The sequence below is a fragment of the Mycobacterium sp. SMC-11 genome, from assembly GCF_046250095.1.
Classification (GTDB): domain Bacteria; phylum Actinomycetota; class Actinomycetes; order Mycobacteriales; family Mycobacteriaceae; genus Mycobacterium; species Mycobacterium heraklionense_A.
In genome coordinates, this window is the sequence record NZ_CP176430.1 from 2,506,428 (window position 1) to 2,522,463 (window position 16,036).

The 16,036-nt window shown below is 66.3% G+C and carries 14 protein-coding genes; 4 read left to right on the forward strand and 10 right to left on the reverse strand.

The genetic code is table 11. The features are described from left to right. The first annotated feature begins 38 nt into the window (after nucleotides 1-38). Nucleotides 39-2,204 (forward strand): glycogen debranching protein GlgX, encoded by a 2,166-nt coding sequence (gene glgX, locus ACKY0X_RS11830; protein WP_409426195.1) that lies wholly within the window; start codon nucleotides 39-41, stop codon nucleotides 2,202-2,204. 1 nt (nucleotide 2,205) lies between these two features. Here the strand turns inward: glgX and ACKY0X_RS11835 are convergent, their stop codons facing one another. From ACKY0X_RS11835 to ACKY0X_RS11845, 3 genes are all read right to left on the reverse strand, one after another. Beyond that, complete coding sequence (locus ACKY0X_RS11835; protein ID WP_409426196.1) at nucleotides 2,206-3,555, reverse strand: threonine/serine exporter ThrE family protein; 1,350 nt, start codon at nucleotides 3,553-3,555, stop codon at nucleotides 2,206-2,208. Between the two features lie 79 nt (nucleotides 3,556-3,634). Further along, on the reverse strand, nucleotides 3,635-4,948 hold the full coding sequence (ilvA, locus tag ACKY0X_RS11840) for a threonine ammonia-lyase IlvA (RefSeq protein WP_409426197.1): 1,314 nt from the start codon (nucleotides 4,946-4,948) through the stop codon (nucleotides 3,635-3,637). A 28-nt stretch (nucleotides 4,949-4,976) separates the two neighbouring features. Then, nucleotides 4,977-5,414 carry a nitroreductase family deazaflavin-dependent oxidoreductase gene (locus ACKY0X_RS11845; RefSeq protein WP_409426198.1) on the reverse strand — a complete coding sequence of 146 codons (438 nt, stop codon included), beginning with the start codon at nucleotides 5,412-5,414 and terminating at the stop codon, nucleotides 4,977-4,979. A gap of 90 nt (nucleotides 5,415-5,504) precedes the next feature. On the opposite strand from ACKY0X_RS11845, the gene ACKY0X_RS11850 reads away from it, so the two are divergent. Then, nucleotides 5,505-5,708, forward strand: coding sequence for a hypothetical protein (locus ACKY0X_RS11850; protein WP_409426199.1), 204 nt, complete (start codon nucleotides 5,505-5,507; stop codon nucleotides 5,706-5,708). A gap of 13 nt (nucleotides 5,709-5,721) precedes the next feature. On the opposite strand, the gene ACKY0X_RS11855 is transcribed toward ACKY0X_RS11850, so the two are convergent. The 4 genes from ACKY0X_RS11855 to ACKY0X_RS11870 all read right to left on the reverse strand — a co-directional run bounded on the left by ACKY0X_RS11855 (nucleotide 5,722) and on the right by ACKY0X_RS11870 (nucleotide 9,573). Then, nucleotides 5,722-6,318 (reverse strand): hypothetical protein, encoded by a 597-nt coding sequence (locus tag ACKY0X_RS11855; RefSeq protein WP_409426200.1) that lies wholly within the window; start codon nucleotides 6,316-6,318, stop codon nucleotides 5,722-5,724. A 64-nt stretch (nucleotides 6,319-6,382) separates the two neighbouring features. After that, nucleotides 6,383-6,853, reverse strand: a complete 471-nt coding sequence (locus tag ACKY0X_RS11860) for a DUF488 family protein (protein WP_409429602.1) — start codon at nucleotides 6,851-6,853, stop codon at nucleotides 6,383-6,385. Nucleotides 6,854-6,916: 63 nt separating this feature from the next. Then, nucleotides 6,917-8,752, reverse strand: coding sequence for a fatty acid--CoA ligase FadD11 (gene fadD11 / locus ACKY0X_RS11865; protein ID WP_409426201.1), 1,836 nt, complete (start codon nucleotides 8,750-8,752; stop codon nucleotides 6,917-6,919). Nucleotides 8,753-8,775: 23 nt separating this feature from the next. After that, entirely contained in the window at nucleotides 8,776-9,573 is a 798-nt protein-coding gene (locus ACKY0X_RS11870; protein WP_409426202.1) for an enoyl-CoA hydratase/isomerase family protein, read from the reverse strand. Between the two features lie 86 nt (nucleotides 9,574-9,659). Between ACKY0X_RS11870 and ACKY0X_RS11875 the strand changes: the two genes are divergently transcribed. After that, a complete protein-coding gene (locus ACKY0X_RS11875; RefSeq protein ID WP_409426203.1) occupies nucleotides 9,660-10,493 on the forward strand; it encodes a class I SAM-dependent methyltransferase in 834 nt (277 codons plus the stop codon). Between the two features lie 9 nt (nucleotides 10,494-10,502). Here the strand turns inward: ACKY0X_RS11875 and ACKY0X_RS11880 are convergent, their stop codons facing one another. Further along, nucleotides 10,503-11,219, reverse strand: coding sequence for a hypothetical protein (locus tag ACKY0X_RS11880; RefSeq protein ID WP_131810470.1), 717 nt, complete (start codon nucleotides 11,217-11,219; stop codon nucleotides 10,503-10,505). 273 nt (nucleotides 11,220-11,492) lie between these two features. Next, complete coding sequence (locus ACKY0X_RS11885) at nucleotides 11,493-11,879, reverse strand: MerR family transcriptional regulator (RefSeq protein WP_409426204.1); 387 nt, start codon at nucleotides 11,877-11,879, stop codon at nucleotides 11,493-11,495. Between the two features lie 54 nt (nucleotides 11,880-11,933). On the opposite strand from ACKY0X_RS11885, the gene ACKY0X_RS11890 reads away from it, so the two are divergent. Next, nucleotides 11,934-12,386, forward strand: coding sequence for a PPOX class F420-dependent oxidoreductase (locus ACKY0X_RS11890; protein ID WP_409426205.1), 453 nt, complete (start codon nucleotides 11,934-11,936; stop codon nucleotides 12,384-12,386). Between the two features lie 32 nt (nucleotides 12,387-12,418). Here the strand turns inward: ACKY0X_RS11890 and dnaE are convergent, their stop codons facing one another. Further along, nucleotides 12,419-15,970 carry a DNA polymerase III subunit alpha gene (gene dnaE, locus ACKY0X_RS11895; RefSeq protein ID WP_409426206.1) on the reverse strand — a complete coding sequence of 1,184 codons (3,552 nt, stop codon included), beginning with the start codon at nucleotides 15,968-15,970 and terminating at the stop codon, nucleotides 12,419-12,421. Nucleotides 15,971-16,036: the final 66 nt, after the last annotated feature.

A 16,036-nucleotide genomic window follows, 5' to 3' on the forward strand; every position in this document is an offset into this window, starting at 1 on the left:
TCGGCGGCGGACGCCGGGAAAGCGGATAAGGTCGAGCGGTGTCGTCGGCTGAGTCGGGCCCCGAGCCCCCACCGGAGCCGTCCGCGCCCACGGTCTGGCCCGGAAACGCTCTGCTGGGAGCGGTATACGACGGAGCCGGCACCAACTTCGCGGTGTTCTCCGAAGTCGCCGAGCGTGTCGAACTCTGCCTGATCGACGACCGCGACCACACCGAGACCCGGATCGCCCTCGATGAGGTGGACGGCTACGTCTGGCACGCCTACCTGCCCGGCGTCGGACCCGGCCAGCACTACGGCTTCCGGGTCCATGGACCGTTCAACCCCGCCGCGGGCCACCGCTGCGACCCCAGCAAGCTGCTGCTGGACCCGTACGGCAAGGCCTTTCACGGCGCCTTCGACTTCGGTCCGGAACTGTTCTCCTACGACCTGGCCGATCCCGACAATGGTGCTGCGCCCCCCGCTCTCGACTCGCTGGGCCACACCATGACCAGCGTGGTGATCAACCCCTACTTCGACTGGGCGGCCGACCGCTCACCGCGCACCCCGTATCACCAGACGCTCATCTACGAGGCGCACGTCAAGGGCATGACCCAGACCCACCCGGGCATTCCGGCCGAACTACGCGGCACCTACGCCGGGCTGGCGCATCCGGTGATCATCGACCACCTCAAGTCGCTGAACGTCACGGCCATCGAGCTGATGCCGGTCCACCAGTTCCTGCACGATCAGCGGCTGCTGCAGCTGGGATTGCGAAACTACTGGGGGTACAACACATTCGGCTTCTTCGCTCCGCACAACGAGTACGCGGCCAACCGTCAGGCCGGCGGTGCGGTGGCCGAGTTCAAGGCGATGGTGCGCGCGTTCCACCAGGCCGGCATCGAGGTGATCCTCGACGTGGTCTACAACCACACCGCCGAAGGCAACCACCTGGGCCCGACGCTGAACTTCCGCGGAATCGACAACGCCGCCTACTACCGGCTCGACGAAGACGACCTGCGGCACTACACCGACTACACCGGCACCGGCAACAGCCTCAACGCCCGTCATCCGCACACCCTGCAACTGATCATGGACTCGTTGCGCTACTGGGTCACCGAGATGCACGTCGACGGCTTCCGCTTCGACCTGGCCTCCACCCTGGCCCGGGAATTGCACGACGTCGATCGGCTGTCGGCATTCTTCGACCTGGTGCAACAGGACCCGGTGGTCAGCCAGGTGAAGCTGATCGCCGAACCCTGGGACGTCGGTGAAGGCGGCTACCAGGTGGGCAACTTCCCCGGGCTATGGACGGAATGGAACGGCAAATACCGCGACACGGTCCGCGACTATTGGCGCGGCGAGCCGGAAACCCTCGGCGAGTTCGCCTCCCGCCTGACCGGCTCCTCGGACCTCTACGAGGCGACCGGTCGGCGTCCCAGCGCAAGCATCAACTTCGTCACCTGCCACGACGGTTTCACCTTGGCGGACTTGGTGTCCTACAACGAGAAACACAACGAAGCCAACGGCGAGGACAACCGCGATGGCGAGAGCCACAACCGGTCGTGGAACTGTGGTGTGGAGGGCCCGACCGACGACCCCGCGATCCTGGCGTTGCGCGCCCACCAGGTCCGCAACATCATGGCGACCCTGCTGATCAGCCAGGGCACCCCGATGATCTTGCACGGCGACGAGATGGGCCGCTCCCAGCGCGGCAACAACAACGTCTACTGCCAAGACTCCGAACTGTCCTGGATGGACTGGACGCTGGCGGAACGCAACGCCGACCAACTCGCCTTCACTCGGGCGATGACCGCGTTGCGCGCCGCACACCCGGTGTTCCGGCGACGCCGGTTCTTCGAAGGCCGTCCGATCTGCGGCGGCGACGAGGTGCGTGACATCGCCTGGTTGACCCCGGCCGGCGACGAGATGACTCAGCAGGACTGGGGCAGCGAATTCGGCAGGTGCGTCATGGTTTTCCTCAACGGCGAAGCCTTGCCGGAACCGGATCTACGCGGGCAGCGGATCATCGACGACTCATTTCTGTTGTGCTTCAACGCCGGCGAGACACCGGTGGAGTTCGTGACGCCCAATACCGAATACGCGCAGGTCTGGACCGCGGTGATCGACACCGCGCACCCGGCCGGCAGCACTGACCTGGTGGTTGACGCCGGGCAGACGGTGACGGTGATGGGACGCTCGCTGACCGTGCTGTGCAAGAGCCGGTGAGCTAGGCCGCCCGGCGCCCGAAGTAGCGGATGCCGGCGAGCTGTGGGATGCGATACGGGCTGCGGAGGCGACGTGTCGCCTGCCCGCGTCCGCGCAGGTGGTAGCGGCTCAGTTCGCGCCGCACCGACGGCGCCAGCAGCGGCCCCAACACTGCGCCGGCGCCCAGTGCCAGGGCCAGCCCGGCCGCCAGCCCGAGGGTGCCTCCGGCGTTGGGTTGCCCGTTGACCAGTTGCACGAAGCCCCGGAACAGGGTCAGACCGGGGACCAGCGGGATGATGCCCGCCATGATGATCACCAGCGGAGTGACCCGCAGCCGCGGCGCGAGCAGGGTGCCGACCAGCCCGGTCGCCGCGGCGGCCGCGAACGAGCTCACGATCGAATTGGCCTGCACCAGTTGCAGTCCGAAGAACAGCAGCGTGGCGGTCGCCCCGGCCAGACCGGCCGCCAGTGCCGCCTTGAGTTGCGCATAGCCCGCAAGCGCGGCGGCGGCCGCGCCGGTGGCGCCTGCCAGTAGGTACACCGGAACGCTCAGTGCCGCGACCGGCATCTCGGGGCTCACCCGGACTTGCACTCCGAAGAACCCGCCGATCTGCACCGCGATCGAGACGCCGACCAGGATGCCGACCGACATCAGGAGGATGTCCATCCCCCGCGAGACGGCCGTGAGTTGGTAGCCGGTGATGGCGTCCTGCACGGAGCCGACGGTCGCCAGCCCGGACAACAGCACCACGATGTTGGCGGCCACCACCGGTGCCACCGGGGTCCCGGCGGGGAGCCAGCCGGCGGCATGCAGGCCGATGGCGACCCCGGTGGCGACCGCGGCGGCGACGACCTGTTGGAACAGCAGTGGCAGTTGCCAGCCGTTAAGTACGCGGCCGATCCGGTCGATCAGCGCGGTGGTGACCGCCGAGATCAGGGCGACCAGCGGCCCGGCGCCGATCAGTACGGCGAAGGCACCGGCCATCACCGCCCAGCCGGTGGTGGCCACCCAGCGGGGGTAGGGGTGCTCGGCCCGATTGACGATGTCCAGCTGCTGTTGCACCCATTCGGGGTCGGGTGTCGAGTTCACGACCTGCTCGGCCAGATCGGTGGCCAGCTGCAGCCGGGTGTAGTCCAGTGAGCGTGACTGCACCAGATACATCGCGGTGACCGGGGCGCCCGGCACCCCGCGGGGCACCGACACCCGGATCGAGTTAGCCATGATGTCCACCTGGGTCTGCGGCAGCCCGTAGGCGGTGGCGATGGCCAACATGCTCGAGGCGACGTCGGCGGTCCCCGCCTGTGAACCCAGCAGCAACTGCCCGAAGCGCAGGGCGATATCGAGCACCCGCCGGACGTCGGTTTCATCCATGCGCATTGTCTCCGATGACACCATCACGGTCGGCTACCCGTTCGGCGCCCGGAGCTCACCTGCCGCGGCGGACCCGCCTCTACAGCAGGTAGCGATAGGCCGGAGAGCCCGGCTCCAGCGGCTCGACGTGGATCTCCGAGGTACGCATACGTTCCAGCAGTCCGTCGAGATCGGCAGCCGACCCCAGCTGCACACCGACCAACGCCTCGCCGGTCTCCCGGTTATTGCGCTTGACGTACTCGAACAGCGTGACGTCGTCGCTGGGCCCGAGAACCTCGTCGAGGAAGCGCCGCAGGGCGCCCGGTTCCTGCGGGAAGTCGACCAGGAAGTAGTGCTTGAGCCCCAGGTGCACCAGCGAGCGTTCCAGGATCTCGCCGTAGCGGGACACGTCATTGTTACCGCCGGAGATCAGGCACACCACCGTGGAACCCGGGACGACATCAGCCTCCAGCAGCGCGGCCACCGATAGGGCGCCCGCCGGCTCGGCGATGATGCCCTCGTTCTGATACAGGTCGAGCATCGCGGTGCAGACCGCACCTTCGTCGACGGTGGTCACCGAGACCATGTCGCCGGCCCCGGACAGCACCGCAAACGGCAGAGCGCCAGCACGCCGGACGGCCGCACCGTCGACGAACTGGTCGACGTGGTCCAGGCTCACCAGCTCCCCCGCGGCCAACGCGGCCATCATCGATGCGGCGCCGGCCGGCTCGACGCCGAGCACAGCACTCTTGGTGGTCCGCTCGGCCAGGTAGGTGGTGATCCCCGAGATGCACCCGCCGCCCCCCACCGGCACCACCACCAGGTCCGGTTCGGCATCGAGCTGGTCGAGTAGTTCCACCGCGATGGTGCCCTGGCCCGCCATCGTGCGCAGGTCATCGTACGGCGGCACCAGCGTCGCACCGGTGCGGGCGACATCGGCCAGGGCAGCCTCCGCCGCCAGATCGTAGGTCGCACCGCCGACGATCAGCTCAATGAATTCGCCGCCGTGGTAACGGATGCGGTCCCGCTTCTGCTTCGGGGTCTTGGCCGGCACATAGACCCGGCCGTGGACGCCGAGCGACCGGCACGCGTAGGCGAATCCCTGCGCGTGATTCCCGGCCGACGAGCACACCACGCCGGCCGCGAGTTCGGATTCGCTGAGCTGGACCAGCAGGTTGTAGGCGCCACGCAGCTTGTAGGAGCGCACCGATTGCAGGTCTTCGCGCTTGAGATAGACGTTGGCCCCGGTCAGCGCTGAGAGCCGGTCGCTGTACTGCAGCGGGGTGGGTGCGACCACGCCCGCGATTCGCTTGGCCGCCGCGTCGATGTCGGCCGCGGTCAACGGCCCCTTCAACGGGCCCTGTGCGGGGCCTGGATGGGAGCCACTTCGGTTCTGGCGCAGTTCGGCGGACACCGCAATATGGTGTCACCCAGCAGGGGGTTCAGCCCACCGGGGTCAGCACGAACACCGGGATCTGTCGATCGGTCTTCTCCTGATACTCGGCGTAGTCCGGGTAGGCCGCCACGGCGCGCTGCCACCATTGGGACTTCTCCTCGCCGAACACCTCCCGCGCGTCGTAGTCGCCGGTGACGGTTCCGTCCTGCAGCTCCACGCGCGGATTCTTGGCGACGTTGTAGTACCAGACCGGGTTCTTCGGGGCACCGCCAAGCGATGCGACGATCGCGTACTGACCGTTGTGTTCCACCCGCATCAGCGGGGTCTTACGCAGCTTGCCGGTCTTGGCGCCGACCGTGGTCAGCAGGATGACCGGCATCCCCTTCATGTCGGTTCCTTCGGTACCGCCGGACGACATGTACTTCTCGGCGTTCTCCCGGGACCAATCCCACGGGCTGGGGGCATATTCTCCGCTCAAAGGCATGCGGCCAGAATAGCCCCGTACTACGACATAACAATCCGACCTGCAGATTTCGGCTGGCCTAACAATTGGTTATCGCGTACCGTTAAATCTATGACCACCGCCGAGCTCCTCGGGCAGCAAGTGCCCGTCGCCGGCGTGCCCTGGCCGGCCTACAAATTGGTTGCGCTGGCCACGGGACTGGTCGCCCTGCTGATCGTCGGCGCCGTGACGTCCAGCGCCGCGGCCGCGGTTCTGACCGCTGCGGGTGTCTGTACCGCGGTGTGGCTCGTCTTGGGACCGCTGCGCCGATCGTGACTGGGACTGGGCGTTACTGCTCGAGCTTCTCGCCTTGAAGGCTGTACCGGGGATTGGCGTGGCCGCGCGGGCCCGTCACTTCGACCTGGATACGCGGCGGAGCGCCTTCGACGGCCACTAACGGGTAGGAGATCGTCGCCCCGGACGCGGTCGCCTGCTCGATACCCGACTGTCCCGGAGCCTCCTGGATGGCCTTGGCGATCACGTTCGGGTTCAGGTCGACACGAGAGATGGTGTTCTGCTCGAGTGCGCCCGGTTCACTGCCGGTCAGATCCACCGGGATGGGCGCATCGACGGCCCCCTTTCCGCGGCGGTAGTCATATTCATCGACATTGCTCGGATTGTTCGGATCCACCACCTGCATCGCGACCATCGACGGGTGGACTGACACCCGGATCACGCCGTAATCCGGCACGCCGACTTTGGCGTCGATCGCCTTGAACGCGGCATCGATGAAGCCGGCGTCCATCTCAGCGGAGTCACTGGAGTGCAGCACGTCCGGGAGTGCATGGCGGACGAGCGACGACGCCGACTTGCTGGAGCACCCGGCAATTCCGAACGTAGCCATGGCAGCCAACGTGGCGATAAAAACGGTGGGGCGCAACAGCATCGGGCATCTCCTCGACAGCAGGTCCGGGCTGGGAAACCCTAACACCCGCACATGCGCCCGGCCCTCAGCCGTCATAGATCAGGACATCGCCGGCAAGTCGGGCTTCGACGGTCGGCCGATGGTCGCGCAGCTTGCCGTCGTGCATTAGGTGCCGTACCTCGGTTCCGCGCGCCAGCGTGAGGTAGTCGGCGATCAGCTTGCGGTGACATCGCCACCAGACGGTCTCGGCGCACATCACCGCAACTTGTTGACCCGCCGCTTCTGCCAGCAGCTCATCGATTCCGGCCTGGAAGTCCTCGCTGCGCATGTAGCCGGCGTAGGACCGAAACGAGTCATTGCGCAACCCGATGTCCGGGCTTGGCCCCTTGACCCGTCGCCAGCCGCCTAGCCGCGGCTCCCACCGATAGCCGATGCCGGCTGCTGGCAGCCAGTGCTGCATTTCCTCCCGCGCCGTGTCAGGGTTGTGCCGGCTTCCCGGAGCGCTGCGTACGTCGACCAGGCTTTGCATGCCGGCACCTGTGAGCAGCGCGGAGATCTCGGTCCGGTCCGCGGTGCCGTGGCCGAACGTGAAAACCGTTGGCGACGTAGCGTTCTCCCGTCAGACTGCGGCGGTCGGTGCCGCGTCTTCGGCGGCTCGGGGCTGATGTACTTGGGGACCCGGGTCATGGGCGTAGAGGCTTTCGATCTCCTCGGCGTATTTCTCCGCGATCGGCCGTCGTTTGAGTTTCATCGTCAACGTGACCTCGTCGCCGCCGGGTTCCCATAACGCCGGCAGGACCCGGAAACGCTTGATCTGCTCTACCCGGGACAGCTTGGCGTTGCCCTCGGCGACGCCCGCCGCGATCTGTGCGATCACCCCCGGGTCATCGGCCAGCGCTGCCGGTGTCGCCGCCGACAGGCCATGAGCAGCGGCATAGGGCGCCACCGAGTCAGCGTCGAACACCATGAGCGCGGTGTTGTAGGGCCGGGAATCGCCGATCGTGACCATCGCCCCGATCATTGGGCAGGCCGCCAGGATCGCGTTCTCGATGTTCGCCGGCGACATGTTCTTGCCCGCCGCATTGATGATCAGTTCCTTCTTGCGGTCGACCACCCGCAGATAACCCTCGGCGTCCTGTTCGAGGATGTCACCGGTGTGCAGCCATCCGTCGGCGTCGATTGCCTCGGCGGTCTTGGCCGGCTCTTTTCGGTAACCCCGCATCACCAGGGGGCCGCGCACCAAGAACTCGCCGTCGTCAGCGATGCGGCTTTCCAATCCCGGCAACAACTTTCCGACCGTACCGAGCCGGGCGTCCCGTGGATGCACGGTCGTCGCCACGCAGCTGAGTTCCGACATGCCCCAGACCTCGCAGATCGGGATCCCGAGGCCCGCGAAGAACGCGATGGTCTCCTTGGGAATCGGCGCCGCGCCCGACACCGCCCACCGCAGCTCGTCCAGGCCCAGCTTGGCCCGAAGCTTGGACAGCACCAGCTCGTCGGCCTGCGCCCACTCCGCGGCCAGCTCGTCGGAGACCGGGCCACCGGCCAGTTGCGCCACGGACCGTTTCGCACCTACCGCCAGCGCCCACTGCAACGCGGCACGACGATTGTCGTCCGGCTCCCCCGCGACGGCGAATTCGACTGCCGCCTTGAGCTTCTCCCACACTCGCGGCACCGCGCCCCAGATCGTCGGCCGCACATCCGGCAGAGCCGCACCGATCTGGCGTGCGTCGGGCACCACGGTCACCTGCACTCCGGCGATCTCGGAGTTGTAGAGGCCCATCGCGCGGTCGGCGATGTGCGCCGAGGGCAGATATGAGGTGATCCGGTCGCCGAAGCGCACGCCGAGCACCGCGTCGAGGGCAGCCGCCTCGAACAGCAGATTGGTGTGCGTCATCTCCACACCCTTGGGTAGGCCGGTGGTACCGGAGGTATAGATCAGCGTCACGACATCGTCGGGCTGCACTGCCCGCCAAGAGGATTCGAAGTCGAAGTCGTCAGCGGCGGCGGCCAAAAGCTCCTCGACCGACAAGGTGCCGTCCGGATGCCCGTCTACGCAGACGATGTGTTCGATCGCCGCTCCGCTGGCCCGGATGGTCTCGACATACGCCTGCTCGCACATCACGACTTTGGTGCCGGCATTGGCGAAGAGGTAGCCGAGCTGCTCGGCTGGCAGGGTGTTGTACACCGAGAACGACGTCGCGCCCAGATGCTGCGCTCCGACCTCGAGCGGGTAGAACTCGATCCGATTCGCCATCATCAGCGACACGGTGTCGCCGCGGCGTACCCCGAGCCCGGCCAGGCCGGCCGCGACTTGGCGTACCTGCTGGGCGTAGTCACGCCAGGTCAGGGTCTGCGTATCGCCGACGGTGCGCAACGCGACCGCGTCCGGATCGATTGCGGCGGTGCGCTGAAAGGCCTCGCATAAGGTGGCCGCCGGCGGTGTCTGCGTCATCTGTCCTCCTGTTCGCGGCCGCCTCAGCGGCGACTGACTCGTTCCAGATATGCCATCGCCGAGGCCTGCGATTCGGGATCGTGCACCGCGGTGACCAATGCATCGGCGTCATTCCAGCTGCGCGTGGTCCCCACCATGCCGTCGGTGACGGCATTGACCTGTCGTTTGGTGCCGCCCAAGGTGAGGGCGGACTTGGTGACCAGCTGGCCCACCAGCTCGTCGACCGCCGCATCGAGGTCGGCCTCGGGTACCACCCGGTTGAGGAAACCGATTGCCTTGGCCTCGGCGGCACCGAACGGGCGGCAGGTCATCACCAGTTCCTTGGTGAGCGCCGGACCGATCTCGCGGACCAGCCGTGGAATACCGCCCCAGGCCAGCGGAATGCCCAGGTCGACCTCTGGAATCGAGAATCGGGTGTCCTCGGCGGCCACCCGCAGATCGCACGCCGCGGCCAACACGACACCGCCGCCCACGCAATGACCGTGCAGCCGTGCCACCGTCACCGCCCGCATAGCCTCGATGGCATCCGCCATCCGGCGACCGGCGTCGGCGGCTTCGCGCAGGGCTCCGGCCCCGTCGGCGGCAGCCACGAACGCGGCCAGGTCGGCGCCGGCAGAGAACGCCCGGCCGCTGCCGGCCACGACCACCACCTTGACCGCGGGCCGCTCGTCGAACCAACGGGCCGCCGCCACCAACTCGTCGAGCGTCACCGTGCCCAGCGGGTTGAGCTTGTCCGGACGACTCAGCGTGATGGAGCCGAGCGCACCGTCGGCTGTCACCGCGATGGTGGAGGCCTGCAGAGTTTCCGTGTCGGTTTCCATGGCGTCGACGTTAGTGGCGCCGTCCCGGCCGGGGCGCGGGATTGCCGTTACGGGCCGCTGCGGGCCACATCGCTTACGGTGAGCCCATGCCGATTGCCGTCACCGAGTTCAGCCGCCTCGAGCAGACCGCCTTCCTCACGGCGTACGCCCGCGCACTGGACTGTCGTGCTCCCGTCCCGATCCTCGGTGACGAGTTCTCCGACCGCGTCGTCGGCCAGATCGATTACGACTTCCCGGCCTTCCGGATCCCGGCGAGTGTGGTGCGCCAAACCGCCCTGCGCGCCAAGATGCTCGACGAGCGCGTCCGCGCCTACACGGCTGCGCATCCCGACGCGGTGGTGGTCGACCTCGGCGCCGGGCTCAACGAGCCGTTGGCGCGGGTGAAGCCGCCGGCCGGCGTCGATTGGTACAGCATCGATCTGCCGCACGTGACCGCGCTGCGCCAGAAGGTGGTGCCGGCGCAGCGCGCCGAGCATGTGATCGCCGCCGACCTCACCGGCACGAACTGGACCGACGGCATCCCGGTCGGGCGACCCACCATGGTGATCGCCGACGGATTGTTCGCCTTTCTCTCCGAGCCACAGGTCATTGCGCTGATAGGGCACGCCATCGACCATTTCGGGACCGGCGAGTTGGCGTTCAACGACTACGGCCGGGTCGGGCCATTCAGCTGGCTGGGCATGAAGCTGGCGCCCCGGGGAATGTTCACTGTGCTGCGCCACGTCTGGGCCAATCCCGGATTCACCGACCCTCGCACGCCTCAGCGGTGGGAGCCGCGGCTGCGCCTGGTCGAACAGGCCTGCCTGGCGCATGCCGCCGAGGTGGATTCGTTTCCCGGCCCGGCCCGCACCATCACCCGGCTTGCCGGCCGATTCAAGTCGGTGGCCGGCAAGGCCCGGGTGCTGCGCTACAAGTTCTGACGTGCCTGGCTAGACGCAACCGCCGAGGAAGTCACATGGGTCGAAGTCCAGGTTGGCGAAAGGATCGTTCGGAATGAGATAGTCCGGAACCTCAGGGGTCCACGAGTGGAACAGGCTGTTCCATATCTGCATCGGAGCGTCGTCGCCGAACTGGATCACGCCCGCGGACGTGAAGTTGATCGGATCGGTCACCACGGAGTAGTTGATGTCGCCGAGAGACATGACCCAGTAGTTCAGGTCGTGCGGCCCGACGCCGTTGATCGTCAGGTTGGTGAAGTCGCCGATGTTGACCTCGTAGATCGAGGAGCCGGACAGATATCCGAAGTTGCCCAGGCTGCTCATGTCGAAGTCGGCGGGCAGGCTGGAGTTGGCGGTGAAATCACCGAATTGGTAGGCCCTGGTGGAGAAGAACGAGTTCCAGTAGTCCTCGATCTTGATGTTGTACGTTCCGGCGTCGATTGTGTTGTCGCCGTCGGTCACCTGGACGGTGTAAGGCTGGTCGCCCTTCCAGTCCGTTATGACCGGACGGATGCCCTCGTATTTCCAGTTCCCATCCAGAATGTCACCCATCACCAGGCAGACCGCCCCATTGCAGGTCTCATACGGCCCGCCATCCAGGAACGGGTCCCCCGCCGCGTTAGCGGTGGACACCGGAATCACCAGCGCGGCGAACGCGGCGGCAGCGCCCATCCCCACCAGGTTGAGAAGACGACGCGAAACCCACATGACTGCCTCCGTGTTGTTCAAGCTCATACATTGCTGTGAATCACAAGGTCGCTAATCGTTACGCCTGTGTTACAGCATTGACACCCTATGCTAATTCCATTCTTGGGTAAAGTTCGATTTCGTGGGTCAGCGCGCCCACCGGACCCGCCTCCACACAGCCCTCAACAGTCTCAACCTCCCCCCGAGGCCACACGTGTTACGCGAGAAGTTTCAGACGTTACCTCAGTAATGCGGTGTTGTAATCCGGAACGAATCTCACCGTTCTGTTGAGGCTTAGGCTTTCGGTGGGTGGATTCCACAGGTACACGCATCGATGGACGGACAAGTGCACCGCATTCCCCATTCGATGACCGCACGCGCCCGCGACAGCGACTCCAACTGGGCATCGATCTCGGCAAGTTTCGCCTGGGCAAGCGCATAACTGGCCGGCCGCCCGGGCGCATCGTCGGCGAACAGCAGCTGAATCTCCCCGAGGGCGAACCCCGCCGCTTTGCACAGCCCGATCACCTCGAGTCGGGCCAGCACCGCATCGTCATAGCGGCGCTGGCCGCCTACCCGATCCGGCGACACCAGCAAGCCGATCCGCTCGTAATAGCGCAAGGTAGTAGCGGCGACGCCGCTGCGGTCGGCCACCTCGCCGATGGTCAATCGACCAGACACCGGCACCTCCGAAGGGCTTGACTTGAAGTCAACTCTAAGTTGTTTCCTGGTGGTATGCACCCAGGCTCATTCGACGAGCTGCGAGACGCCCGCTACGCGCTACTGCGCACCTTTCGCCGCGATGGCACGCCCGTGGATACCCCGGTGTGGTTCGCGATCGATCACGGCGCCGTGTTGTTTCGGACCAAGATCGGCCCCAAGACGCGAAGGTTGACCCCGCGCCCAGAAGTCGAGTTGACCGCCTGTGACCACCGCGGCCGGCGCCGACGCCACGCGACGGCGCTACCGGGCCGGGCGAGCGTGCTGTCCGGCGAGGAGGCCGAAGCCGCCAACCGCACCCTGCACCGGCGCTACGGCTGGCAGTGGAACGTCGTGCCGATGGTCCCGGTACCCGGTGTGACCAACGTGCACCGGGATCTGCCACTGCGGGACAAGTTGCGGCGCACCCGAACTCGCAATCTGTGGCCGGACAGCGTGATCGTCCGAGTTGACCCGCTCGGGCGGTAGACCGCGCTCCCGCCGGAGAGCGCCTTCGCCGGTTACCCGCCCAAGCAGCCGGGGCCGAGCAATGCCTTCAAATCCCCCATGAGCGCCGACGACGGCGTCACGCGCAGCGAGGGATCCAGCTCCAGTACGGTGATGCGCTCCCCGCTGATCAGCCGCAGCTGTACCTGCGCGGTGCCGGGATGGCGGGTCAACACCTGCTTGAGCGCACTGACCTTATCCATGGTGCACTGCCGGGTCGGAAGACTCACCGCCAGCGGACGATCCGGGGCATTGGCGGAGAAATCAGGCACGACCAGTTCATTGGCGATCAACGAAATCCGGTCGTCGCGGATGTTGACCTTGGCGCTGACCAGCACCACGGCGTCATCTGCGACGTCGGCACCGTACGCCGAGTAGGTCTGCGGAAAGAACATCACCTCGATGCCGCCGGTGAGATCCTCCAATTGCGCCGAGGCCCAGGGCAATCCGTTCTTGTTGACTCGGCGGTTCACCGATGCCAGGATGCCGCCGACCCGCACCTGGGTGTCGGCGGCGACGTCGCCCTCCAAGATCGCCGGGATCTGGGTGTCGACCTGGGCGGCCAGCAGATGCGCAATGCCGTTGAGCGGATGTCCGGACACGTACAGGCCGAGCATCTCTCGCTCCAAGGCCAGCTTGTGCTTGTCGGCCCACTCCTCGTCGGGCACCTTGATGCCGAACACGGCGTCGGTTGTGGCGCTTTCGCCGTCTCCCCCGCCGAACAGGTCGAACTGCCCCACCGCCTCGGCCTTCTTAGTGCCCAACACCGAGTCGACGGCGTCGGTGTGCACCAGGAACAGCCCCTTACGCGGATGCCCCAGCGAGTCAAAGGCACCGGCCTTGATCAAGGATTCGGTGACCTTCTTGTTGCAGGCTGCGATGTCGATCTTGTTGAGGTAGTCGGAGAAGTCGGTGAACCGGCCCTTGTGTGTTCGGGTGGCGATCAAGGAGCCGACGACATTCGCGCCGACGTTGCGCACCGCGCCCAGCCCGTAGCGGATGTCTTCGCCCACCGAAGCGAAGTTCAGCTCGGACTCGTTGACGTCCGGCGGCAGCACAGTGATGCCCAGCCGGCGGCAGTCAGCCAGGTACACCGCGGCCTTGTCCTTGTCGTCACCGACCGACGTCAACAGTCCCGCCATGTATTCGGCCGGGTAGTTCGCCTTCAAGTAGGCCGTCCAGTACGACACCAGGCCGTAGGCGGCCGCATGCGACTTGTTGAACGCGTACCCGGCGAACGGAAGGATGGTGTCCCACAACGCTTTCACGGCCTTCTCGGAGAAGCCGTTGGCCGTCATCCCCTCATAGAAGCCCTTGTACTCGGCTTCCAGCACTTCGAGCTTCTTCTTGCCCATGGCTTTACGCAGCGCATCGGCCTTGCCCATCGTGTAGGAGGCGACCTTCTGCGCGATGAACATGATCTGCTCTTGGTAGACGATCAGGCCATAAGTCTCCGACAGGATGCTGCGCAGCGGCTCTTCGAGCTCAGGGTGGATCGGCTTGATGACCTGACGGTCATTCTTACGGTCGGCGTAGTCGTTGTGGGCGTTCATGCCCATCGGCCCGGGCCGGTATAGCGCCAGCACCGCGACGATGTCGTTGAACTCGGTGGGCTGCATGCGGCGCAGCAGGTCACGCATCGGGCCGCCGTCGAGCTGGAACACGCCCAGGGTGTCACCGCGGCCCAGCAGTTCATACGTGGCGGGATCATCGAACGGCACGGTGTCCAGATCCAGGTCGATGCCCCGGTTGGCCTTGATGTTCTCTAGACAGTCGCCGATGATCGTCAGGTTGCGCAGGCCCAGGAAGTCCATCTTCAGCAGGCCGATTTCTTCACACGACGGGTAGTCCCAGCCGGTGATGATCGCGCCGTCCTGCGGGCGCTTCCACAACGGGATCGCGTCGATCAGCGGCTCGGAGCTCATGATCACCGCGCAGGCATGCACGCCGGCGTTGCGGACCAGGCCCTCCAGGCCGCGCGCCGTCTCGTAGATGGTCCGCACGTCGGGATCGGTGTCGATCAGCCCGCGAACCTCCGCGGCCTCCTTGTACCGCTCGTGGTTCGGGTCGGTGATACCCGACAGCGGAATGTCCTTGGCCATGATCGGCGGCGGCAGCGCCTTGGTGATCCGGTCGGCGATCGCATAGCCAGGCTGGCCGTAATGCACACGGGCTGAATCCTTCAGCGCCGCCTTGGTTTTAATGGTGCCGAAGGTGATCACCTGGGCGACACGGTCACTACCCCACCGCTCGGCGGCATAGCGCACCATCTCGCCGCGGCGGCGGTCGTCGAAGTCGATGTCGATATCGGGGGCCGACGGCCGTTCCGGGTTGAGGAAGCGTTCGAACAGCAGCCCGTGCGGGATCGGGTCGATGTTGGTGATGCCCAGCGCGTACGCCACCAGCGACCCGGCGGCCGAACCTCGGCCCGGACCCACCCAGATGTTGATCGAGCGGGCGTAGTTGATCAGGTCCGCGACGATCAGGAAGTAGGACGGGAATCCCTTGCCGCAGATGACGTCGATCTCGTAGGACGCGCGGTCGGTGTACTCGCTCGGCACACCTGCCGGAAAGCGTCGTTCCAGGCCCGCCTGCACCTCGTGACGCAACCAGGATCCTTGGTCATGGCCGTCGGGCACCGGAAACACCGGCATCCGGTCGCGCGGCGCCCAGACATCGGCGTAGGACTGCACCCGCTCGGCGATCAGCAGGGTCGAGTCACAGGCGTCGGGCAGCTGGGCGTCCCAGAGCGCACGCATCTCGGCGGCCGACTTCAGGTAGTAGCCGTCCCCGTCGAACTTGAAGCGGGTGGGGTCCGACAGCGTCTTGCCGGTCTGAATGCACAGCAGCGCCTCGTGGTTCTGCGAGGCGTCGCGGGTGACGTAGTGACAGTCGTTGGTGGCCAACGTCGGGATGCCAAGCTTGCGCCCGACCTCCAGCAGCCCTTCGCGTACCCGGCGCTCGATGGACAGCCCGTGGTCCATCACCTCCAGGAAATAGTTCTCCGCTCCGAAGATCTCCCGCCATTTGGCGGCCGCCTCCAACGCCTCACGTTCGTGGCCCAGCCGCAGCCGGGTCTGCACCTCCCCGGACGGGCAGCCGGTGGTGGCGATGATGCCCTCGGCGTGCTCGGCGATGATCTCGGCGTCCATCCGCGACCATTTACCGAGCTGGCCCTCGAAGGAAGCCAGCGAGGAGAGCTTGAACAGGTTGCGCAATCCGGTGGCGTTCTCGGCCACCATCGTCATGTGGGTGTAGGAGCCGCTGCCGGAAACGTCGTCGCTCTTCTGGCTGGGATCACCCCACTGGACCCGGCGGGTGTCGAAACGAGACGCGGGGGCGATGTAGGCCTCCACCCCGATGATCGGCTTGATGCCGGCCTTGGTCGCCGCGTTGTAGAACTCGCTGGCGCCGAACATGTTTCCGTGGTCGGTCATCCCGATCGCGGGCATCTCCAACCGCTGCGCCTCGGCCAGCATCGGGGCGATCTTCGCCGCGCCGTCGAGCATCGAGTACTCGGTGTGGTTATGCAGGTGCACGAAGGACCGCGAGGATGAACTGTCCATAGGACCGCCAGTCTATGGCCGAGCACTGACGCTTCTCGGGCGTGTCGTCAACCGTGTCTTTCCCGC